This is a genomic window from Mycobacterium toneyamaense (genome assembly GCF_055384815.1).
Window position 1 is genome coordinate 3,497,897 of the sequence record NZ_AP040333.1, and the last position, 20,462, is coordinate 3,518,358.

The 20,462-nt window shown below is 65.9% G+C and carries 21 protein-coding genes; 14 read left to right on the top strand and 7 right to left on the bottom strand.

Annotated features, from left to right (window positions below):
* Positions 1-12: 12 nt before the first annotated feature.
* Positions 13-1,167, top strand: coding sequence for an acyl-CoA dehydrogenase family protein (locus ACZ5IQ_RS16890; protein ID WP_212814275.1), 1,155 nt, complete (start codon positions 13-15; stop codon positions 1,165-1,167).
* Positions 1,167-2,459, top strand: coding sequence for a ClC family H(+)/Cl(-) exchange transporter (locus tag ACZ5IQ_RS16895; RefSeq protein WP_212814273.1), 1,293 nt, complete (start codon positions 1,167-1,169; stop codon positions 2,457-2,459). The genes ACZ5IQ_RS16890 and ACZ5IQ_RS16895 overlap by 1 nt, the downstream gene beginning before the upstream one ends.
* A gap of 1 nt (position 2,460) precedes the next feature.
* Here ACZ5IQ_RS16895 and ACZ5IQ_RS16900 read toward each other — a convergent pair whose 3' ends face one another.
* The 3 genes from ACZ5IQ_RS16900 to ACZ5IQ_RS16910 form a co-directional block, all read right to left on the bottom strand.
* A complete protein-coding gene (locus tag ACZ5IQ_RS16900) occupies positions 2,461-3,474 on the bottom strand; it encodes an NAD-dependent epimerase/dehydratase family protein (protein ID WP_212814271.1) in 1,014 nt (337 codons plus the stop codon).
* Between the two features lie 122 nt (positions 3,475-3,596).
* Positions 3,597-3,725: an Rv1893 family protein gene (locus ACZ5IQ_RS16905; protein WP_464481479.1), complete on the bottom strand. Its 129-nt coding sequence runs from the start codon at positions 3,723-3,725 to the stop codon at positions 3,597-3,599.
* 19 nt (positions 3,726-3,744) lie between these two features.
* On the bottom strand, positions 3,745-4,659 hold the full coding sequence (locus ACZ5IQ_RS16910) for an acetoacetate decarboxylase (RefSeq protein WP_212814269.1): 915 nt from the start codon (positions 4,657-4,659) through the stop codon (positions 3,745-3,747).
* A gap of 192 nt (positions 4,660-4,851) precedes the next feature.
* Here ACZ5IQ_RS16910 and ACZ5IQ_RS16915 point away from each other — a divergent pair, with 192 nt between their 5' ends.
* Genes ACZ5IQ_RS16915 through ACZ5IQ_RS16925 form a run of 3 tightly spaced genes read left to right on the top strand, consistent with a single transcriptional unit; the run spans position 4,852 to position 7,822 of the window.
* Positions 4,852-5,817, top strand: coding sequence for an alpha/beta hydrolase (locus ACZ5IQ_RS16915; protein ID WP_212814267.1), 966 nt, complete (start codon positions 4,852-4,854; stop codon positions 5,815-5,817).
* Positions 5,814-7,388 (top strand): succinic semialdehyde dehydrogenase, encoded by a 1,575-nt coding sequence (locus ACZ5IQ_RS16920; protein ID WP_212814265.1) that lies wholly within the window; start codon positions 5,814-5,816, stop codon positions 7,386-7,388. The genes ACZ5IQ_RS16915 and ACZ5IQ_RS16920 overlap by 4 nt, the downstream gene beginning before the upstream one ends.
* Positions 7,385-7,822: a nitroreductase family deazaflavin-dependent oxidoreductase gene (locus ACZ5IQ_RS16925; protein WP_212814263.1), complete on the top strand. Its 438-nt coding sequence runs from the start codon at positions 7,385-7,387 to the stop codon at positions 7,820-7,822. Before ACZ5IQ_RS16920 ends, ACZ5IQ_RS16925 begins: the two co-directional genes overlap by 4 nt.
* 126 nt (positions 7,823-7,948) lie before the next feature.
* Here ACZ5IQ_RS16925 and ACZ5IQ_RS16930 read toward each other — a convergent pair whose 3' ends face one another.
* Entirely contained in the window at positions 7,949-8,641 is a 693-nt protein-coding gene (locus ACZ5IQ_RS16930; protein ID WP_212814261.1) for a type 1 glutamine amidotransferase domain-containing protein, read from the bottom strand.
* A gap of 153 nt (positions 8,642-8,794) precedes the next feature.
* Between ACZ5IQ_RS16930 and ACZ5IQ_RS16935 the strand changes: the two genes are divergently transcribed.
* The 3 genes from ACZ5IQ_RS16935 to ACZ5IQ_RS16945 are packed head-to-tail and all read left to right on the top strand — an operon-like array spanning position 8,795 to position 11,928.
* Positions 8,795-9,820, top strand: a complete 1,026-nt coding sequence (locus ACZ5IQ_RS16935) for an AraC family transcriptional regulator (RefSeq protein ID WP_244872883.1) — start codon at positions 8,795-8,797, stop codon at positions 9,818-9,820.
* A complete protein-coding gene (locus ACZ5IQ_RS16940) occupies positions 9,817-10,872 on the top strand; it encodes an AraC family transcriptional regulator (protein WP_212814259.1) in 1,056 nt (351 codons plus the stop codon). Before ACZ5IQ_RS16935 ends, ACZ5IQ_RS16940 begins: the two co-directional genes overlap by 4 nt.
* 60 nt (positions 10,873-10,932) lie before the next feature.
* Entirely contained in the window at positions 10,933-11,928 is a 996-nt protein-coding gene (locus tag ACZ5IQ_RS16945; protein ID WP_212814257.1) for an NAD(P)H-quinone oxidoreductase, read from the top strand.
* Here the strand turns inward: ACZ5IQ_RS16945 and ACZ5IQ_RS16950 are convergent.
* Positions 11,925-12,230, bottom strand: coding sequence for a three-helix bundle dimerization domain-containing protein (locus tag ACZ5IQ_RS16950; RefSeq protein ID WP_212814255.1), 306 nt, complete (start codon positions 12,228-12,230; stop codon positions 11,925-11,927). The two genes, ACZ5IQ_RS16945 and ACZ5IQ_RS16950, sit on opposite strands and share 4 nt — an antisense overlap.
* A complete protein-coding gene (locus ACZ5IQ_RS16955; protein WP_244872882.1) occupies positions 12,227-13,138 on the bottom strand; it encodes a universal stress protein in 912 nt (303 codons plus the stop codon). Before ACZ5IQ_RS16955 ends, ACZ5IQ_RS16950 begins: the two co-directional genes overlap by 4 nt.
* 206 nt (positions 13,139-13,344) lie before the next feature.
* On the opposite strand from ACZ5IQ_RS16955, the gene ACZ5IQ_RS16960 reads away from it, so the two are divergent.
* The 6 genes from ACZ5IQ_RS16960 (at position 13,345) to ACZ5IQ_RS16985 (ending at position 19,699) form a co-directional block, all read left to right on the top strand.
* Positions 13,345-14,343, top strand: a complete 999-nt coding sequence (locus ACZ5IQ_RS16960) for an Acg family FMN-binding oxidoreductase (protein WP_212814779.1) — start codon at positions 13,345-13,347, stop codon at positions 14,341-14,343.
* A gap of 290 nt (positions 14,344-14,633) precedes the next feature.
* Positions 14,634-15,458 carry a universal stress protein gene (locus ACZ5IQ_RS16965; protein ID WP_212814253.1) on the top strand — a complete coding sequence of 275 codons (825 nt, stop codon included), beginning with the start codon at positions 14,634-14,636 and terminating at the stop codon, positions 15,456-15,458.
* A gap of 76 nt (positions 15,459-15,534) precedes the next feature.
* Positions 15,535-16,182: a hypoxia response regulator transcription factor DosR/DevR gene (gene dosR / locus ACZ5IQ_RS16970; protein ID WP_212814251.1), complete on the top strand. Its 648-nt coding sequence runs from the start codon at positions 15,535-15,537 to the stop codon at positions 16,180-16,182.
* 48 nt (positions 16,183-16,230) lie between these two features.
* Entirely contained in the window at positions 16,231-17,943 is a 1,713-nt protein-coding gene (locus tag ACZ5IQ_RS16975; RefSeq protein WP_371824574.1) for a GAF domain-containing sensor histidine kinase, read from the top strand.
* Positions 17,944-18,164: 221 nt separating this feature from the next.
* Positions 18,165-19,196, top strand: coding sequence for an Acg family FMN-binding oxidoreductase (locus ACZ5IQ_RS16980; protein WP_212814247.1), 1,032 nt, complete (start codon positions 18,165-18,167; stop codon positions 19,194-19,196).
* A gap of 53 nt (positions 19,197-19,249) precedes the next feature.
* A complete protein-coding gene (locus ACZ5IQ_RS16985; RefSeq protein WP_244872881.1) occupies positions 19,250-19,699 on the top strand; it encodes a hypothetical protein in 450 nt (149 codons plus the stop codon).
* Between the two features lie 34 nt (positions 19,700-19,733).
* Here the strand turns inward: ACZ5IQ_RS16985 and ACZ5IQ_RS16990 are convergent, their stop codons facing one another.
* Positions 19,734-20,342, bottom strand: coding sequence for a hypothetical protein (locus tag ACZ5IQ_RS16990; protein WP_212814245.1), 609 nt, complete (start codon positions 20,340-20,342; stop codon positions 19,734-19,736).
* Positions 20,343-20,462: the final 120 nt, after the last annotated feature.

A 20,462-nucleotide genomic window follows, 5' to 3' on the forward strand; every position in this document is an offset into this window, starting at 1 on the left:
AAGGTAGTGCCCGTGTCCACTCACCTGACCGACGAAGAGGCCCTGCTCGTCGCGACCGTGCGCGCGTTCATCGACCGCGACGTCAAGCCCACGGTGCGCGATGTCGAACACGCCAACACCTACCCCGAGGCGTGGATCGAACAGATGAAGCAGATCGGCATCTACGGGCTCGCGATCCCCGACGAGTATGGCGGTTCCCCGGTGTCGATGCCGTGTTATGTCGAAGTGACGCAGGAACTCTCACGCGGATGGATGAGCCTGGCCGGCGCCATGGGCGGTCACACCGTGGTGGCCAAGCTGATCGGCCTGTTCGGCACCGACGAACAGAAGCAGACGTACCTGCCGCGCATGGCCACCGGTGAACTGCGCGCGACCATGGCGCTGACCGAACCGGGCGGCGGCTCGGATCTGCAGAACATGTCGACCACTGCCCGCCGGGACGGCACCGACCTGGTGATCAACGGATCCAAGACATGGATCAGCAACGCGCGCCGCTCGGGGCTGATCGCACTGCTGTGCAAGACCGACCCGTCCGCCGAGCCACGGCACAAAGGCATTTCGGTGGTGCTCGTCGAACACGGTCCCGGGCTGACGGTGTCACGCGATCTGCCCAAGCTGGGCTACAAGGGTGTCGAATCCTGCGAGCTGACGTTCGACGGCTACCGCACGCCCGCGTCGTCGATCCTCGGGGGCGAGCCCGGCAAGGGCTTCGGCCAGATGATGAAAGGCCTTGAGACAGGCCGGATTCAGGTGGCCTCGCGTGCGCTCGGCGTCGCGACCGCGGCGTTGGAGGACGCACTCGACTACGCGCAGGAACGCGAGAGCTTCGGGCAGCCGATCTGGAAGCACCAGTCCGTCGGCAACTACCTGGCGGACATGGCCACCAAACTCACCGCGGCGCGCCAGCTGACGCGGTATGCCGCCGAGCGCTACGACAGCGGCGAACGCTGCGACATGGAAGCCGGCATGGCCAAGCTGTTCGCATCCGAGATCGCCATGGAGATCGCGCTCAATGCCGTCCGGATCCACGGTGGCTACGGCTATTCCACCGAATACGACGTCGAACGCTACTTCCGCGACGCCCCGCTGATGATCGTCGGCGAAGGCACCAACGAAATCCAGCGCAACGTCATCGCCGCGCAGTTGGTCGCCCGCGGTGGGCTCTGATGGATAAGGGACGCGCCGGCAACGTCATCGGGTTCGTCCTCGCGGCAGCCGTCGTCGGTGCGTTGACCGGTCTGGCGGCGGGCAGCTTCCGCGTGCTGCTCGATTACGCGACACAGTGGCGCGCCTCGTTGTCGCAGTGGTCTCACGAAAGTTGGTGGGGCCCCATCGTCGTCGTCGCCATCTGTGCCGCCTGCACCGCGCTGGCCGCGTCGCTGGTCCGCCGCGTCGAACCGTTCGCCGAGGGCAGCGGTATTCCGCGCGTCGAGGCAGTGGTCGCCGGCCGCGCCGAACCGGGCCGGTTCCGAATCCTGCCGGTCAAGTACGTCGGTGGACTGCTGGCCCTCGGCTCGGGCCTCGCCCTCGGCCGCGAAGGGCCGTCGGTGCAGATGGGCGGTTCCATCGCCGTCATCGTCGCCTCGGCGACCCGCCGTCCCCAAGCGGATCTGCGCATCCTCGCCGCCGCCGGTGCGGCCGCCGGCCTGGCGACCGCGTTCAACGCGCCGATCGCCGGCGGGGTGTTCGTCCTGGAGGAGCTCGTCAAGCGCTTCGACCCGCGCACCACCGTCGCCACGCTGGTCGCCTCGGCGTCCGGGTTCATGGCGGCCTACCCATTCGTCCGCTCGGGCAGTGAATTCGAGGTGCCGGCCCTGGCCGATCCGGCGCTGGCCGACTCCGGGTGGATACTGGCCGTCGGCGTGCTCACCGGAGTCCTGGGGGTGCTCTACAACAAAGCCATCATGTTCGGCCTGCGCACCGCCGATACCAGCCGCTGGCCGGTCGAGGTCCGTGCCGCACTCATCGGCGCCGGCGTCGGTGTGCTGGTCTGGTACTCCCCCAACCTCGCAGGTGGCGGCGACCACCTCACCCAGGAAGCGCTGCTGGGCCACGGCGCCATCGGTGCCGTCACGGCGGTGCTGGTGCTGCGTTTCGTCCTGGGCGTGGTCTCGTATGCCGCGGGTACACCGGGCGGCCTGTTCGCACCGATGCTCGTCCTCGGCGCCGATGTCGGACTGATCGTCGGCCTGATCGCGACCCATGTCGCGCCACAATCGGCGCCTGCTCCGGCGGCCCTTGCCCTCATCGGCATGGCAGCGTTCTTCACCGCCACCGTCCAGGCGCCGGTGACGGGCCTCATCCTCGCCACCGAACTCACGGGCAGCGCGAACCAGCTGCCCCCGATGCTCGGTGCCTGTGCGACGGCGCTATTGGTCGCCATCGCACTCGGCTCGCGACCGATCTACGACCTGCTCACCGACCGGGCAGCCGCTGCCGCCACAGCCGCGAAAACGTAGCTCAGCGCAGATTGCCGGCGTATCTGCTTGGCAGCGCACCGATTTCGATGAGCCACAGCAGGGTGTCGCGGGCGGTTTCCTCGAACGGCCGCGCGACGACGCCGAGGTCCTCCGTGGTGGGCGACGTGTCGAAGCGGGTGTCCCGCTCGGCGAGCTCGACGGTCTCGACGTCCGCGGGGAGGTGAATGTCGTCCGGCAGCACCTTGTTGAGCAGTTCCACGAAACGGCTGAAGGGCTTGGCCACGATGGACGGCGTCGTCACGAATGGCAGCCAGCGTCCGGTGATCTTGTGCAGCGTGCCGTGCATCAGGTCCCCGGTCAGGTGATGGCCGGGCACCACATAGCGACGCGGTCCGTTGCCCCGCACCATGCATGCGGCAACGACATCGGCGACATCGCGGACGTCGACGTAGTGGGCACCGCCCCTCGGCCACACGGGAAGCCAGCCCTTCACGATCCAGGTGAACAGCTCGACCTGAGTCCCCAGATACGGATCGTGCGGTCCCAACACGCCACCGGGGTACACCGACACCACGGGAGCCCCGCCCGACTGGAATGCTCGAATCTGTACCTCTGAATCACGTTTCGACTTGGCGTACGGCAGGCCGACGTCGCCCAGCGGCAGGTCGGGTCCGCCGCCGTCGCGACACGTGAGGGCCACTGTCGACGAAATGTGCACGATGGGATCCAGGCCGCGTTCCACCGCACCGCCCACGACCAATTCCGTTGCGCGCAGGTTGGTCCGGGTGATCTCGGCGGCTCGGCGCGCGTCGAGACTGAACACGGCGGCCGCGTGGACGACGGCGTCGACACCGTCGAGTCCGGCAGCCACCACCTCGCGGTCCAGCACATCACCGACGACGATGTCGTCGACCGAAACACCCAGCGGTTCAAGTGATATCGGCACCTGCTCCGCCCGCCGAACCAGCATCCGCACATCGTGTCCGTCACGGATCAGCACGGCAACGATATGCGCTCCGACAAAGCCCGTCCCCCCGGTCACCAGAACCTTCATCGTCCGTCCTTCCCGGGGCTCGCCGGCCATTGTCGGTATGGCGCCGACCCCGCACAGGCCGCTGGGCCGCGTCGCCGCCCGCACCCTATCCCCGACCCGCGGCCATTCGCTGGAAATCCGGATCACGCTTCGGCGTCACTATCGGCACCATCGCCGGCGACGGCCGCCCTCAGCTTCTCGACCGCGTGCCGGCCGATGTCGACGGAGTTCTGGATGATGCCGGAAATCCCTTCTGCGACATCACCTCTGATAACGCGTCCAGGTACCCGCTCAGCCGAAGGCGTTCAGCGGCCGCGGCAAGTTCAGGACCAACTGCGCATCCTTGGCGATGTCCAGGCTCAGGACCCGGGACGCGCCGAGCCCGTCGAGCAGGTCGCTGAGCGGGCCGCCGTTACGGGCGATGGTCACGTCGCGAGGGAAGCTGCGCTGCGCGTACGACAGCGTGTTGGACTGCACCGACGTCTGGCGCCACTGGCCGTCGACCAGATGGATCATGGTGTTGGTACCCATGCGGGACTGCGACGGCACGTCGGTGAACTCGGGCAGCGGCGCGTGCAGCGTCACATCGGGTTTCCCTGTGGGCCCGTCGATCTCGGCGTGCACGGCGTCACTGATGTCGACGCTGATGTCGGTGCGCCACTTCGGCAGCTGGTAACCGTTGACTCCGCGAACCCGGGCGATCTCGGTGGTGACCGGTAGCGCCAGCACGTGCGCGTAGAAGTTCCTGCGCCGCAGGGCATTCAGCAGTTCGAGTTCGGGCAGCAGGCCCGACACCACGCCGTGGTCTCCGGGCTTGCGAATGACGGCGGCAACGGACACCTCATCGTAGGGATCGTTGTCGCACACCGCGTACGAGAAGAACGTCAGCGCGGCGATGCCGTAACCGGGCACGGCGCGCAATGGCTCCAGCGGGGCGGGGAGCATCGCGGCCAAACGGTCCAGCGGCGCAAGCAGATTCGCCTGAACGATGCTGGCGCGGTAGTAGAAGTTCGGCGCCCACAACGGCCCCACCCGTGAGTCGACCTGAACCTTCGGGATGCGCCGGAACCAGTCGATGTTGCCTACCGCGGGGTCTTGTGCCACCTCGTCCAGATTCGGGTTCGAGCGGTAGCGGTCGTAGTAACCGCCCTTCGGCACCTCGACGGTCTGGCCGGCGAATTCGACCTCGGTGAGTTGCGTAGCCATGGTGATGGACCTCGTCCTTCGTAGGGATTGACAGCTCAAGGCTGACAGCAGTCGGCCACGGTCCACAGGTGTCGGATGGCCAATAACTTGTGATAAGTGGCCAAACAGGTGTCACGGGCCGGCAAGTGGACAACTATCGAACAGGTCCCACCTCGTTGAGCAGTTCCACCCCGTGAGCATGAGGAGACAACCATGACCGACATCAAGCCGGTGCTCGAGCCCGAGGCGCTCGCCTTCTGCCAGGCCACCGACACACCGCCATTCCTCTACCAGCTGCCGCCGGCCGAAGGCCGCAAGACGGTCGACGAGGTGCAGTCCGGCGCAGTCCAGATGCCCGACGTCGACGACGAGTGGATCACCGTCGAGGGTGGACCCACGGGCTCGGTGCAGGTCCGCATCGTCAAGCCCGCCGGGACCACCGGCCCCCTGCCGGTGATCTTCTACATCCATGGCGCGGGCTGGGTATTCGGCAACGCCCACACGCACGACCGCCTGGTCCGGGAACTGGCCGTCGGCGCCGACGCCGCCGTGGTGTTCCCCGAGTACGACCTGTCCCCCGAGGCCAAGTATCCGACCGCCATCGAGCAGAACTACGCCGCCGCACAATGGGTCTTCGCCCACGGCGCCGAAAAAGGTTTGGATTCTTCGCGATTCGCGGTGTCCGGCGATTCGGTGGGTGGCGACATGGCCGCCGTGCTCACGCTCATGGCCAAGGACCGGGGCGACGTGACGATCTGCCACCAGGTGCTGCTCTACCCCGTCACCGCGGCGGACTTCGACACGCCGTCGTATCACCAGTTCGCCGAACACTACTTCCTGAGCCGCGAGGGCATGAAGTGGTTCTGGGATCAGTACACCGAGAACGACGCGCAACGCGATGAGATCTACGCGTCACCGTTGCGTGCCACCGTCGAGCAGCTCGAAGGCCTACCACCGGCTCTGGTGATCACCGCCGAGGCCGACGTCCTGCGCGACGGCGGCGAGGCCTACGCCGCGAAACTGCGCGAGGCCGGTGTGCCTGTCGTGCAGGTGCGGTTCGGCGGCATCATCCACGACTTCATGATGCTCAACGCGCTCCGTTCAACCCACGCGGCCACTGCCGCAATCAAACTCGCGCAGGACACGCTGCGCACCGCACTGCAGGAGAAGACACCATGACGACATTCGCGTCTCCGCCCGTGGCCGGCCCCCGCGCCGCGCTGCTGCGGAACCTGGCCGGCCGGGTACAGGCAATCGACCCCGGCTCCCGTCTCGAAGTCCTCAACTCGATGACCGGTCAGATACTCGCGGATGTCCCGCGGTGCACGCCTGCCGACGTCGCGGCGGCTGCCGAACGGGCCCGCGCGGTCCAGCCCGCATGGGCCGCAACGCCCGTCGAGGACCGCGCGGCCATGCTGCTGCGCTTCCACGATCTGGTGCTGGACCGTCAGGACGAAGTGCTCGACCTCATTCAGCTCGAGAACGGCAAGGCACGGCGCCACGCCTTCGAAGAGATCATCGACGTCGCCATGGTGTCGCGTTATTACGCCAACACCGCTGCCGACTACCTCAAACCGAAGCGGCGGCAGGGCGCGCAGTTGGCCCTCACCCAGGTGTGGGAACTGCACCATCCGAAAGGCCTGGTCGGCGTCATCTCGCCGTGGAACTATCCGCTGACGCTGGGCATCAGCGACGCCCTGCCCGCGATCGTCGCGGGGAACGCGGTGCTCACCAAACCGGACCAGCAGACGCCGTTCGCCACGCTCTGGGCGGTGCGGCTGCTCGAAGAGGCCGGTATGCCACAGGGTTTGGTGCAGGTGGTGACGGGCTCGGGTGCCGAGTTGGGCACGTCGATCATCGAACAGTCCGACTTTCTGATGTTCACCGGCTCGACCGCGGTCGGCCGCACGGTCGCCGCGCAGGCAGGCGAGCGGCTGATCGACTGTTCGATGGAACTGGGTGGCAAGAACGCGCTGCTGATCCTCGACGACGCCGACGTGGACAAGGCCGTCGACGGCGCGATCCGGGCCTGCTTCTCGAACACCGGTCAGTTGTGCATCTCGATCGAACGCATCTATGTGCCGGCGGCGTTGTGGGACAGCTTCACCACCCGGTTTGCCGCCGCCACCAAGAAGATGAAACTTTCCGGCGCCCTGGACTATTCAGCCGACATGGGCTCGCTGATCTCCGAGAAGCAGCTGACGACGGTGACCCGTCACGTCGCTGACGCGGTGGACAACGGCGCGGTCGTCCTCGCCGGCGGCCGCGCCCGTCCCGACCTCGGGCCGTACTTCTACGAACCGACCATCCTGACCGGCGTACATGACGGCATGATGGTGTACGCCGACGAGACCTTCGGACCGCTGGTGTCTCTCTACCGGGTAGAGAGCGAGGCCGAGGCCATCGACAAGGCCAACGACAGCCCGTACGGCCTGAACTTCAGTGTGTGGACGTCGAATCCGAAACGCGGGCGGGCCGTGGCCGCCAAACTGCAGGCGGGCACCGTCAATGTCAACGACGCCTACGCCGCCGCGTGGGCATCGGTCGACGCACCGATGGGCGGCATGAAGGCCTCCGGCATGGGCCGCCGCCACGGCGAGCACGGCATCCTCAAATACACCGAGTCCCAGACGATCGCCGTCGAGCGGCTGTTGCCCGTCGGTGCACCGGCCTGGCTCGGCGCGGGTACCTACGCCCGTGTCATGACACAAGGCATCCGCCTGCTGCGCCGGCTCCCGGGCGTCAAATGAACAGCAACACGTTGAGTGACGCCGGTGCCAAGCTCATGAACCGCGCACACCGGCTGATCCTGACCCTCAGCGGAAACAGGCTGTTGGCCAAGCCCTTCGGCATGGCGCTGGTGGAGCTGCATACGACAGGTCGCAAATCCGGGCTGCCGCGGTCCTGCTATCTGACGTCGCCCGTGCACAATTCGCGTCAGGTCGTGCTCGTCGCCTCCAAGGGCGGCGACGACCGCAACCCGGACTGGTACCGCAACCTCCAGGCCAACCCCGAGTGCGAGATCGTGATGGACGGACAGCGCCGGCAGATGTCTGCGCGCACCGCAACAGCCGCAGAAAAGGCCGAGCTGTGGCCGAAGATCGTATCCGCCTACCGGGGCTACGCCGACTACCAACGACGGACCAGCCGGGACATACCGGTCGTGATCTGCGAGCCGAGATGACCAACCAGATCATCGTTTTCGGCGCGACCGGGTATCTGGCCGCGACTGTGCGATCAGCGCCTCTCAACCATGGATTTGACGATCTGTGCGCACCCTCGACCCGAATCTGCCCGGCTCGGAGGGAAACTAGCCGCGCCCGAGGACTTCGACGACCTTCTTGGCCGTGGCTTTCGCGGAGCCGGGGTTCTGCCCGGTGACGAGGCGACCGTCGGCAACGACGTACGAAGCAAAGGGAATGAGCCCCTTTTCGTAGAGTGCGCCGCGCTTCTTCATTTCTTCTTCGACGTTGTAGGGCACCAGCTTGTCGACGCGGGCCACGACTTCCTCGGTCCAGGAGAAGCCGGTGAGTTTGCGGCCCGCCACGAGCAGCGAGCCGTCCGAAAGCGTGGTGTTCAGCAGCCCGGCGTAGCCGTGGCAGACAGAGGACACGACTCCCCCGCGTTCGAAGATTTCCCGCGAGATACGTTGCAGTCCTTCACTGTCCGGGAAGTCGAACATCACCGCGTGGCCGCCGGTGAAGTAGATGGCGTCGAAATCCGCCGAGTCGATGTCCGCCGGCGCGGCGGTGTCGGCCAGCAGCGCCATCTTGGCGGCCTCGGCTTTCCAGGCTTTGGCGCTCTTGTCGAAGTTGGGGAACTTCAGCGACCGCGGCTCCAGCGGCGAGAGCCCACCCTGGGGGCTGACGATGGTCTGCTCGTAGCCGGCCTCGGCGAAGACGTGGTAGGCATGCGTCAGCTCCGACAACCACAGGCCGGTCGGCTCGGACGGGTCCTCGTAGTGCGAGACGTTGGTGACGACGTTCAGGATGCGCTTGGTCATAGGGCAAGAATTCCGCAGGCGGGAATGCGGCGCTACGAGTTGGCCACTTCTCACAACTTGTTGGCCATTCATCACCTATTGCGTGAGACGGCTCGGCCCCTAGGCTCGGTACCGCAGGGTGACAGAAACCGGATTCGGCCGAATGAGGAGCATGTGAGTACGCACGATGTTCTCCGCTCACCGGCGGGGGTGGCTCTGCTCGTCGATCTCGCGACCGAACACGGAATGCCCGCCACCGCGTCACTGCATGGCACGTCGCTGACCCGCTCCGCCCTCGATGACCTGGACGCCGAAGTGCATCTGCGCGACGAGATCCAGATCATCACCAATATGCTTGCTGCCCTTGATGTCCCCGGCCTCGGCATCGAAGCCGGGCTGCGCTGCCATGCGGCCTCGCCCGGAATCTGGGGCCTGGCGTTGATGAGCTCGCGCACGTTGGGCGAGGCGATGCAGGTGGGCGTATCGCTGGCTGCGCTCAGTTTCTGTCTGTGCCGGCTCACGGTGTCGCCCGACATGACGGACGGCTACGGCCGGCTGATCCTCGACCCGTCCCACCTGCCGTCCGACCTGCGTCAGTTCGCCGTCGAGCGCGACAGCACCGGTATCCAGACGCTGCAGCGTGACCTGCTCATGTCATCGGACGCCCAGCTGCAGGTCGCGTACACCACCGAGCGGCCCGCGGATGACATCGTGCGGAAGTACGTCGACATCTTCGGCGTCGAGCCCGACTTCGGCGCACCGCAGAACTGCCTCATCGTGAGCCTCGACGCGTTGAACAAACCACTGCCCCAGGCGAACCAGTACGCGCGCTCGATGGCCGAGAAGCAAGCCGTCGAACTGCTGCGACAGCGGTCTGCACGTGCCGGTGTCGCGGGCCTCCTGCGCGACATGATGCTGTCGAGTCCGGCGCCCGTGCTGACACTCGACGAGGCCGCGCGGCAGCTGACTGTCAGCGCGCGCACGCTACGCCGGCACCTCGCTCAGGAGGGGGTGTCGCTGCGCGATCTGCAGGAGGAAACCCGTGAGGCACTCGCCGAGGAACTGGTCGCGAGCGGGATGCCGGTTGCCGAAATAGCCGACCGCCTCGGTTATTCGCAGACCTCCAGCTTCACGCAGGCGTTCCGCCGGTGGAAGGGCGTCGGGCCCCGCGAGTACCGCGAGCGATTGCGCGACCGATGACGACGCTTGACCTGCACTCCAAGCGGTCTGCCGCGAGCTTGACGGTGATGCTCGACTGGGCCGCCGACTTCGGCTTGACCGCGCAGCAATGCCTCGCCGGCACCAGGATCCCGGCCGCGGCGATTCGCGTTCCCGATGCCGAGGTCACCGCGCAGCAGGAGCTCAGGGCCATCACCAATATCGTTGCCGCGTTGGGTGATCAGCCCGGCCTCGGCCTGCAGGCGGCGGCCCGGTACCCGGTCACGGCGTTCGGGCTGTGGGGATTCGCCATCCTGACCAGCCCGACCTTGGGCGAGGCGATCGATGTCGCTGTGCGATTCGTCCAATTAAGTTACGCCTTCTGCACTTTCGAGACCCGCCGACACGGTGACGATCTGACGATCGTCATCGACGCCCGCGCCGTGCCGGCACCGATCCGCAGGTTCGTCCTGGAGCGCGACGCAGCGGCCATCCCCAACCTGTACCGGGAAATTCTGGGCGCCACCCCGCCGCCGAGCCGCATCAGCTTCGCCCTCCCCGATCCGGGGCCGGCCGTGACGTTCTATGAAGACATGTTCGGCTCCACGCCGGAATTCGATGACACCGAAACATCGGTCACCATCGAGTCCGGCCTGCTGAATATTCCTCTGCCGCAAGCCAGTAGCCACACCTCCAAGCTCACCGAGCAGCAGTGCCGGATGCTGCTCGAACAGCGGGAAGCCCGTACCGGCCGGGCCGGCCTGGTCCGTGACCTGCTGCTGGCCGACCCCGCCAACCCGCCGAGCCTGCCCCAGGTGGCGGACCGACTCTCGTGCAGTACCCGAACGCTGCGCCGCCAATTGGAGGCCGAGGGCACGTCGTTCCGGAAACTGCTCGACGAAGTGCGCCACCACCTCGGGACGGAGCTGTTGCAGAGCGGCATGACGGTCGAGCAGGTGTCCAACCGGCTGGGCTACACCGATGTCAGCAACTTCTCCCACGCCTTCCACCGCTGGAACGGCTCCAGCCCACGGGCTTACCTGGCACGCCGGAAGACCTACCCGAACAGACCCACGAGAAGTAGCGGGCGATGACCCCGACCACAGTCCGTCAATCACAACCAACCCAATTCCCCATCCCCGGAGGCAAATAACATGTACGCGACAACTCTCAACGGCCACGGTGAGCCCGAGGTGATGGAGTGGGCCAAGGTCGACGACCTTCCCGCGCCCGGGCCCGGCCAGGTCGCCATCGATGTGGTGGCGGCGGGCGTCAACCGCGCCGACGTCATGCAGCGCATGGGCTTCTACCCGCCACCACCGGGCGCCAGCGACATCCCGGGCCTCGAGGTTTCCGGCTACATCGCCGAAGTCGGTGCCGGAGTGCAGGATTGGGCACCCGGTGATGCGGTGTGTGCCCTGCTGGCCGCCGGCGGGTACGCCGAACGCGTCAACGTCGCCGCCAGTCATGTGCTGCCCGTGCCGCAGGGCGTGAGCGTCATCGCCGCCGCGGCGCTGCCGGAAACGGCGGCCACCGTGTGGTCGAACGTCGTCATGACCGGTGGCCTGCAGAGCGGGCAGACGCTGCTGATTCACGGCGGCGGCAGCGGAATCGGCACGCACGCAATACAAGTGGGGCGCGCACTCGGGGCCAACGTGGCGGTGACGGCCGGCACACAATTCAAGCTGGACGCCTGCCGCGAACTCGGCGCGCAGACGTTGATCAACTATCGCGACCAGGACTTCCCGGCGGTGGTCAACGCCGAATACTCTGGCGCCGACGTCATTCTCGACATCATGGGCGGCAGTTACCTCGGCAAGAACGTCGACGCCCTCGCCGAGAACGGCCACCTGACCATCATCGGCTTACAGGGTGGCGCCGTCGCCGAACTGAATCTCGGCACGCTCCTGTTCAAACGAGGATCGGTACATGTGACGAACCTGCGGCGCCGGCCGGAGGAAGGCCCCGGCTCCAAAGCCGAGATCATCAGCGCCCTGCGGCAGCATCTGTGGCCACTGATCGACGCCGGAGCGGTGGTGCCTGTCGTCGCGGCGGAGGTGCCGATCACCGACGCCCCTGAGGCGCACCGGCTGCTCGACTCCGACAAGACCGTCGGAAAGGTGCTGCTGACCGTCCGGGATGCCGACTAGCAGCCCAAATCACTGCCACGCCGAATGCGGTCGGCGACGATCCGCTCGACCAACAGTGGGACGAACGCTTGAATTCGGGCATCCGCGAACTGCATCGCAGTCTCCCGGCACCAGCCCGCGATCTCCGCATCCCGCGCGGTATCGTGGCGCCCCTCGCGAAGAGCGAGTTTCGCCGCAACGTGGGCAATCCAGTCCGTACGGGCGGTGTCACGGGACTGCCGCGTCCTGAATTCGGTCGCCACCGACCCTTGTCTGGTTGCCGATTGGGTGCACCGGATCGGCTGATGCAGCACCTGGGTCATGACTGCCCTACCGTCAGCAGCTCGGTCGAACTCTGGTGGCAAGCTGTTCCATTGCCACGTGATGGGCGGTAGGCCGGCCGGACGAACAACAGTGTGCAGTCCGAACCTTTCAAGGTCTCGCGCATTTCGTCGCCGGTCAGTTCCGCAACCAAGTCCCGGTCGTCTCCCCGCACGATGACAAGCTGGTCGATGCATGCACTCTGCCGAAGCAAGTTGCTCAGATGCCCCGGCATCGCCAGGGTGACCGACTCGAGGTAACTGTTGTCCGCGGCTCTCAAATACCGCTCCAGAGCGGCGTGCACCGGATTGCTGACATCGACCGGCTCACCCGAATGCGACCAGGGCTCCAGCATCAGAATCGGCGCATCACGCCATGCCGAATCAGACTCAGCAGCCTTCAATACTGCTGCAGCAGAGGCTGATTCGTCCAGGACAGCCACGATCCACTTGCGATGGTCGAACTCGCGATGTTTCCGCCGGATGATCGCGACTGAGCCTGGCGCGCTCCGGGCCACCTCAACAGCCGTCGATCCGCGCGGAGCATCAGGCGTGTCATGTGTTCCGCGGTCGCCGACGCACACCACAGCCGCCTGGCGGGACTCATCGGCAAGGCATTCAGCCGGGGTGCCCGAGAGAATCTCTGATTCGAGCTTCACGTCGACGCGTGTAGCGGTCACGGCTTTCCACGCCTTGTGCAACGCGTGCTGAGCGCGGTCGATGCTCTCCTGGTGGTCGGCATGATCCGAGTCGATGACGTAGACCAGCCGCAACGTGGTGTCCCGGCTCGCCGCCTCGAGTGCGGCCCAGCGCGCAGCGCGCACCGCATGTTTGGAACCGTCGATGCCGACGACGACCGGATTGACCGGGGCTTGGATGTTCATCAAAAGTCCTTGTGCCGTAGTGGTCATGCAGCTCTCCGATGCCATCTGACCGCACTGCTCGAACACGGCATAGTGTCGAAGGTCCTCGCGAGATCCGAAAAGTGCTCTGTCGACACCCGATGACGTGCTTGACCGCCAACGGCCGAGGTAATGATGACTTCCGACCCTGTGCGAAGCGTCCGAACCGTCGCAGGCTTCTAGGTGCACCTCGCTGTTGTCGAGAAGGACGCCGCATGACGAAAGCCACTATTTCCCTCGCGGAAATCGAAGATGCGGTACTTCTGGCCTGCAGAGCGCCGTCGATCCACAACAGCCAGCCGTGGTATTGGGTGCTCGAATCCGCCACGCTGAAGCTGTATCTCGACGCCGGCTGGCTGGTCACCACCGACGGTTCAGGCCGCCAGGCACTGTTGAGCTGCGGCGCGGCCTTGGACCATCTCCGCGTGGCGATGGCCGCAACTGGCTGGACCACAAAGGTAGAGCGCTTTCCCGACCCCGAGAACCACCGGCACCTCGCCGACATCCGCTTCCAGTCGGCCGCCGGCGTCACACCGGCACAGCGGCGGGCAGCAGACGCGATATTGTGCCGGCGATCCGATCGACTTCCGTTCGGCGCAGTGACAGACCGGCCCGCGTTGGTCGAAATGCTGCGGCTGGCAACGGTGAATCACCCGGCCCAGGTTGACGTCCTGACCGCCCGACAACGCACCGAAGTAGCCCAGGCCTCACATCTAACCGATGCGCTACGGATGTACGACGCCGCGTATCACGCCGAATTGGACTGGTGGACTTCGTCTTTTGAGAGTACAACCGGTATTCCACACAGTGCGTTGTTGTCGGCTGCAGAAGGTTTTTGGGTTGACATCGGACGCTCGTTCCCGGTTTCCCATGTCCGCGAGCGTCGCCAACATGCCGGCGATGACCAGGCCACCGTGGTGGTCATCTCCGCACTCGGCGATACGCGCGAGGACATCTTGGCGTGCGGCGAGACGTTGTCGGTAGTGCTGCTGGAAGCCACCGTCGCGGGCCTAGCCAGTTGCACGCTCACCCACCTGACGGAGCACCCGGCCACCTGCGACATCATCAGCGCGCTCACCGGCCATCCCCTGCCCCAGGTGTTGGTCCGCATCGGCACCGCCCCAGCCCTGGAGGACGTCCCGCCACCGACACCGCGACGCCAGCTGGCGGACGTTTTCCGCTTCCGGCCACATGGCTCTGATGACCGGAATTGATGGCGGAGCGCTGGATGTGCGCCTGGCGGCCGCCCACTTGCGATACCGCCGGCCCGCTACGCACAGTGCAGCCGCAAGCGCTACACCCGTTGCCAGTTGCTTCTTCATATCGTCGACGATGGCAAGTCACCAGCCCGCTCACTAGGGCACATGGGCCCACGGTCAGGCAACTAGGGACCAATGCCCCTGCCGCGGACACGGTCATCGCACCTACCGTCGACGAATAGTCAGCTGGGTGAAGTCAGGAGAGTGCGAAGATGTACAAGTCAGCTTCACCGTCATCGGCCGTCGTGGTCGGCATCGACGGCTCGCGGTGGTCGGTTGACGCTGCCTTGTGGGCGGTCGATGAAGCCGTCAGTCGCGACGTACCCCTGCGCCTGCTCTACGTCGTCGAGCCACGCGGCCATGGTGCCGTCGATCCCCAGCAGGAACCTCAAGATCTGGCGTGCGCCGACGTCTCCGTGCGGCGCGCGCTGGTCGCGGTCGAGTCCACAGAGCAGCCGGTCAAAGTGGAATGGGAAGTACTGCAGGGGCATCCCTCCCGGGTCCTGCTGGACGCCAGCCGATCTGCCGACCTGCTGTGTCTGGGCTCGCTCGGCATCGCGCATGCCACGGGGCACCGACTCGGTTCGACCGCGGCCACATTGGCGACTTCCGCGCCGTGTCCGGTGGCAATCGTCCGCAGCGGCAATCACCACGGGGTGATGCAGCCCAGGCACGTCGTGGTCGAAGTCGATGAAAGTCCGGACAGCGCCGTCGTTCTCGAGGCCGGAATCAGCGAAGCCCGGCTACGCGGAGTGCCCCTGACGGTGCTCGCAACGCGGCCGACCTCGCCTGCGGACGGACGGGACAAAGTGCAGGATGATGGCGTGTCTGCGCGGCTGGACAAACGTCTCTCCCGGTATCGCCTCGCCAACCCGGACATCGAGTTCAACCCCGTCGCAATCCGTGGTTCCACGATGAATTACCTTGATCGCCATGCCGATTCGATCCAATTGCTGGTGATCGGCAGGCACCGGAGACCCGGGATGGGTGAGATCGTGGGGACGGCGCGCTCAGCCTCGCCCCAGGTGAACTGCACGGCACTGATTTGCCAACGTAATCAGCGCCTGTAGCCGAGGCCTGGCCTATCGTCATGAGCAAGACGTCAACGTTTATCAGCGCGCCGCCGGCGTGCAGAAGGGCACGCGAATGGTCACAGTATTTCTCGTCGATGACCATGAAGTCGTGCGCCGCGGACTCATCGACCTGCTGAGTGCGGACCCGGATCTGGAAGTCATCGGCGAGGCTGGAACCGTGGCGCACGCCATGGCCCAGATTCCTGCGCTCAGACCCGATGTCGCCGTCCTCGATGTGCGTCTGCCGGACGGCAACGGCATCGAACTGTGCCGCGATCTGCTGTCGCGCCTACCCGACCTACGGTGCCTGATGTTGACGTCGTTCACCTCCGACGAGGCCATGCTCGACGCGGTCCTGGCCGGCGCGAGCGGCTATGTCATCAAGGACATCAAAGGCATGGAACTCGCCGAGGCGATCAAGGCCGTGGGCGCCGGACGGTCCCTCCTGGACAACCGTGCCGCCGCGGCGTTGATGGCGAAGCTCCGCAATGAAGCCGAGCGATCGGACCCGCTTTCGGGGCTGACCGATCAGGAACGGGTGCTGCTGGATCTGCTCGGCGAAGGATTGACCAACAAGCAGATCGCCGCACGAATGTTCCTGGCGGAGAAGACGGTAAAGAACTACGTGTCGCGTCTGCTCGCCAAGCTGGGTATGGAACGACGGACGCAGGCCGCGGTGTTCGTGTCGAAACTGGAGCGGCCGCGGCGCTCGGACGACTGATCTGCCGCCGACGTCAAATTCCTGGCGCACCGCTACCCCAGTGGCAGAATCACCGATGTGAGACGTCAAGACAGCAGCGCTGAGCATCCGCTGCGAGCGCCGCTATCGGGACTACGACTGCGTGAACTTCTCAGTGAAGTTCAGGACCGTGTCGAACAGATCATCGAGGGCCGTGACCGGCTCGACGGTCTGGTCGAGGCGATGCTCACCGTCACATCCGGGCTCGAACTGGACGAGACACTGCGCACCATCGTGCACACCGCGATCGAGCTCATCGACGCACGGTACGGCGCCCTCGGGGTCCGGGGCACGGATCACGAGCTCGTCGAATTCGTCTACGAGGGCATCGACGAGCAGACCCGCTGCAAGATCGGCCCGCTGCCCCAGGGGCGCGGCGTGCTGGGCGTCCTGATCGACGAACCGAAACCCATTCGACTGGAAGACATTCGCACCCACCCCGCCTCGGTGGGCTTTCCCGAGCACCACCCTCCCATGCGAACGTTCCTCGGGGTGCCGGTGCGCATCCGCGACAAAGTCTTCGGCAACCTGTATCTGACCGAAAAAGCATCCGGACAGCCATTCAGCGAAGACGACGAAGTGCTCGCACAGGCCCTGGCCGCAGCGGCCGGCATCGCCATCGACAACGCCCGGCTCTACCGTCAGTCGCAGCAACGCCAGGCCTGGATCGAGGCCACCCGCGATATCGGTACCGCTCTGTTGTCCGGCACGGAGCCGTCGCTGGTGTTCCGCCAGATCGCAGAGGAGGCACGTTCGCTGACGGACGCGGACGTGACGCTGATCGCGGTTCCCGAGGACGACGATGCGCCGACCAGCGAGATCACCGAACTCCAGGTGATCGACGTCGTCGGCGATGCCCGCGCATCAGCGCTGGAGGCGCCGGCAGCCGGCGGACCCATCGGCCGGGCTTTTCACGATCGAACGCCCTCGATCTGCCGGGCAGCCGAGCTACCTGAAGCACTAGCGGCCGACGTGGCGTCGGCACTGGTGCTGCCACTGCGCACCACCGAGAGCGTCATCGGAGTCCTGGTCGTGCTGCGGAATGCGGGCCGCCAGGAATTCACCGCGGATCAGCTGGACACGATGGCCGCGTTCGCCGACCAGGCCGCGCTCGCCTGGCAGCTTGCCGCCAGCCAGCGTCAGAAGCGTGAGCTCGCTGTGCTGGCCGATCGCGACCGCATCGCCCGCGACTTGCACGACCACGTCATCCAGCGGCTGTTCGCGGTTGGTCTGACGCTCCAGGGCGCGATCCCGCGCGCCAAGTCCAGCGATGTGCAGCGCCGCATCACCGACTGCGTCGACGACCTCCAGGAAGTGATCACCGAAATCCGCACCGCGATCTTCGATCTGCACGGCAGCACCGCCTCTACCACCCGGTTACGACAGCGACTCGATGCCGCTGTCGCCTCTTTCTCCAGCCACGAACTGCACACCACGGTCCGCTACGACGGCCCGCTCTCGGTCATCGAGCCCGACTTGGCCGATCACGCCGAGGCCGTCGTCCGCGAAGCGGTGAGCAACGCCGTCCGTCATGGCAAGGCCAGCGCAGTCGGCGTCACCGTCAACGTCGACAACGACTTGCGTATCGAGGTCACCGACAACGGCCAGGGATTACCCGAAGGCATCACCGAAAGTGGCTTGGCGAACCTCCGCCGACGGGCACAAGACACCGGCGGTGACATGACCGTCGGACCCGGCGTCGACGCCGGCACCGTCCTGCGGTGGTGGGCGCCGCTGCCCTGATGGGGTGACTCGGGATGCGGGTCCAATGTCTTTGGCCACCAATGACGATAGACACCGCTTCCGCCGGCATGTGGTCTGGGACAGAACTCTTCAGCAAGTGACGTAGTGCTCTGTCGATCGTGCCCGATCACCTGCAGGATCGTTGTATGAGAAACGAGCAGTGTGCGCGATCTGAAACGCACCGCGTCGACCTCGATCACAGGTCCAGTGAGGTGAATCAGATGCCCGAGACGTTCCCCGACCATCAGACGATTTGCGCGGCCATGGCGCTGGCAACGCGCGCCCCTTCGGTGCACAACACGCAACCCTGGCGGTGGCGCATCGGCGCCAACAGTGTGCACTTGTACGCCGAATCGTCACTGCACCTGATTCACACCGACCCCGACGGCCGCGACCTGCTGATCAGTTGTGGTGCGGCGCTGCACCACGCGACCGTGGCCTTCCACGCGCTGGGCTGGCAGGCGACCGTGCGCAGGTTCCCCAACCCGGCCGAGCCTGATCATCTCGCCGCGATCGAATTGACACCCTGCATCCCCGAGCAGGCCGACATCGCTCTCGCCGCGGCGATTCCGCGGCGCCGAACCGACCGGCGGTACTACAGCGGCTGGCCCGTCCCGCTCGGGGACATCGCTCTGATGACCGCCCGCGCGGCGCGCCTCGGCATCGGCCTGCGCCGGGTGAAGCTCAACGACGTGCTCACAAGTGCCCTGCGGCAAGCGGTTTCACAGCATGTGCATGATCTGGACTACCTCACCGAACTGACGGTCTGGAGCGGCCGCTATGCATCGGTCGCGGGTGTGCCCGCTCGTAGTACACCCGCGCCCGACCACAGCGCTGCTCTCCCCAGTCGCATCTTCGCCGGCCCCGTGCTCGGCCAGGCCGCAGGCACAACGGCCACCGATGACAACGGTTCACTGTTGGCGCTCGGCACCTCGACCGACACTCCGATTGATCGATTGCGGGCCGGAGAAGCAACGAGCGCAGTTCTGCTCACCGCCACCGCGCAGGGACTGTCCACGTGCCCCGTCACGGAGGCGCTGGAGAATCCCGAGTGCCGAGCCATCGTCCGATCGGACGTTTTCGGCGATGAATTGTTCCCGCAGATGCTCATCCGCGTCGGCTGGGCACCCTTGAACGCAGACCCCTTACCCTCGACCCCGCGCCGCGCGCTGACGGACGTCGTTTCCCTTCTGCACGACGAGGACTCGTTGCCGGGTTCTCGTGCCTGCGACGACCAGGCGGCGGGTCGCTGATCCGAGTCCCGATCGACGACCCGCGCCTCTATCCATGAGATGGAGTTCGCATAATGACCGCAACACCGCACATTCAGCACCGCACCCGGATGTTCGCTCGGGTGCTCGGGCCCTATCTCGTCGTCGCGGCCGCAACACTGGTCACCCGGGCTGATTACGTCAAGACCCTGATGCACACATTCGGGGACAACTCTGTATGGCCTTGGATCACAGGCGCATTCGTCTTACCGATGGGACTGGTCGTCGTCACACTGCACCCGCATTGGCGCGGAGCTGCTGCCGCCACCGTGTCGGTGCTGGGCTGGTTGACTGTGCTCAAGGGCGCGGCGTTGATGATGTTCCCCGCGGCGTACCTGGCGACAGGGCACGACGTTCTGGCCGTCGCACCGTGGTGGCAGGCGGTCGTGATCGTCACCGGGCTGGCCGGGCTGTATCTCACCGCGGTCGGGTGGTCCCCAGATCGTCGATCAGCCCCATCCGTCGCCGTGTCCGCCGACTCCTGATGAACTCCAACGGCATTCGGGTCGGCCGGCAACGTCAGATCGGTACGATGTCCTGATTCCCGGAGTCGATATCATTCAGTTCACGCGCAATCACTGCCATCAGCGTTCGAAGGTCATTGTTCGCGCGGTACAGATAGACCGAGGCCATCTCGATGTCTGCGACGTCCTGACTCCGAATGCCGGTCAGGCACTCACTGAATCCGGAGCCGAAATCCTCGAGAGTCTGCCGCAGGGCGGTTGTCAGTGTCGCTTCCGGGCTCGGCAACAACGCCTGTAGCTGAGGCAGGACCATCTGGCCGGCTTCGCAGGCCCGCTGAATTCCCACCATGTCAGACTTGGCAGCCGCGGTGGCGATGTTGTCCCGCTGAATCAGTAACGCGTCCAGCGGTGATTCAAGTTGCGCAAGCCACGCATGCAGTTGTTGCGATGTGGGCGGCGCCTGCTGTTGTGCCGTAGCAACTTTCGCCGGCGCTACCGCGTCATCCGGCAGCACCAGGCGGACCAGCGAAAAGCCGCCGAACATCCAACCGATGAGCATCGCCGCCACGATCAGCGCAGCGGTGATCAGAGCGAGAAACCGCCCTTGGGACGCACCTTCCACGCCTTCTGACGACAGGACATCCTCATCGGTGGATACGGCCATCGGGAAATCCTCCCTACGAATCACGACTTCAGTGGGGCAGCCACTCGATGGTGCGCCACTGGTCTGGGGCCCACACGGGCCAAAGGTCCTCTGGCAGGCAGCCGGAAGGCCACAAGCCCG

Coding starts and splice junctions, on each gene's coding strand:
- ACZ5IQ_RS16895 (WP_212814273.1), top strand. CDS start 1,167: ATGGATAAGGGACGCGCCGGCAACGTCATCGGGTTCGTCCTCGCGGCA.
- ACZ5IQ_RS16900 (WP_212814271.1), bottom strand. CDS start 3,474: ATGAAGGTTCTGGTGACCGGGGGGACGGGCTTTGTCGGAGCGCATATC.
- ACZ5IQ_RS16910 (WP_212814269.1), bottom strand. CDS start 4,659: ATGGCTACGCAACTCACCGAGGTCGAATTCGCCGGCCAGACCGTCGAG.
- ACZ5IQ_RS16915 (WP_212814267.1), top strand. CDS start 4,852: ATGACCGACATCAAGCCGGTGCTCGAGCCCGAGGCGCTCGCCTTCTGC.
- ACZ5IQ_RS16920 (WP_212814265.1), top strand. CDS start 5,814: ATGACGACATTCGCGTCTCCGCCCGTGGCCGGCCCCCGCGCCGCGCTG.
- ACZ5IQ_RS16925 (WP_212814263.1), top strand. CDS start 7,385: ATGAACAGCAACACGTTGAGTGACGCCGGTGCCAAGCTCATGAACCGC.
- ACZ5IQ_RS16930 (WP_212814261.1), bottom strand. CDS start 8,641: ATGACCAAGCGCATCCTGAACGTCGTCACCAACGTCTCGCACTACGAG.
- ACZ5IQ_RS16940 (WP_212814259.1), top strand. CDS start 9,817: ATGACGACGCTTGACCTGCACTCCAAGCGGTCTGCCGCGAGCTTGACG.
- ACZ5IQ_RS16945 (WP_212814257.1), top strand. CDS start 10,933: ATGTACGCGACAACTCTCAACGGCCACGGTGAGCCCGAGGTGATGGAG.
- ACZ5IQ_RS16950 (WP_212814255.1), bottom strand. CDS start 12,230: ATGACCCAGGTGCTGCATCAGCCGATCCGGTGCACCCAATCGGCAACC.
- ACZ5IQ_RS16955 (WP_244872882.1), bottom strand. CDS start 13,138: ATGACCACTACGGCACAAGGACTTTTGATGAACATCCAAGCCCCGGTC.
- ACZ5IQ_RS16960 (WP_212814779.1), top strand. CDS start 13,345: ATGACGAAAGCCACTATTTCCCTCGCGGAAATCGAAGATGCGGTACTT.
- dosR (WP_212814251.1), top strand. CDS start 15,535: ATGGTCACAGTATTTCTCGTCGATGACCATGAAGTCGTGCGCCGCGGA.
- ACZ5IQ_RS16980 (WP_212814247.1), top strand. CDS start 18,165: ATGCCCGAGACGTTCCCCGACCATCAGACGATTTGCGCGGCCATGGCG.
- ACZ5IQ_RS16985 (WP_244872881.1), top strand. CDS start 19,250: ATGACCGCAACACCGCACATTCAGCACCGCACCCGGATGTTCGCTCGG.
- ACZ5IQ_RS16990 (WP_212814245.1), bottom strand. CDS start 20,342: ATGGCCGTATCCACCGATGAGGATGTCCTGTCGTCAGAAGGCGTGGAA.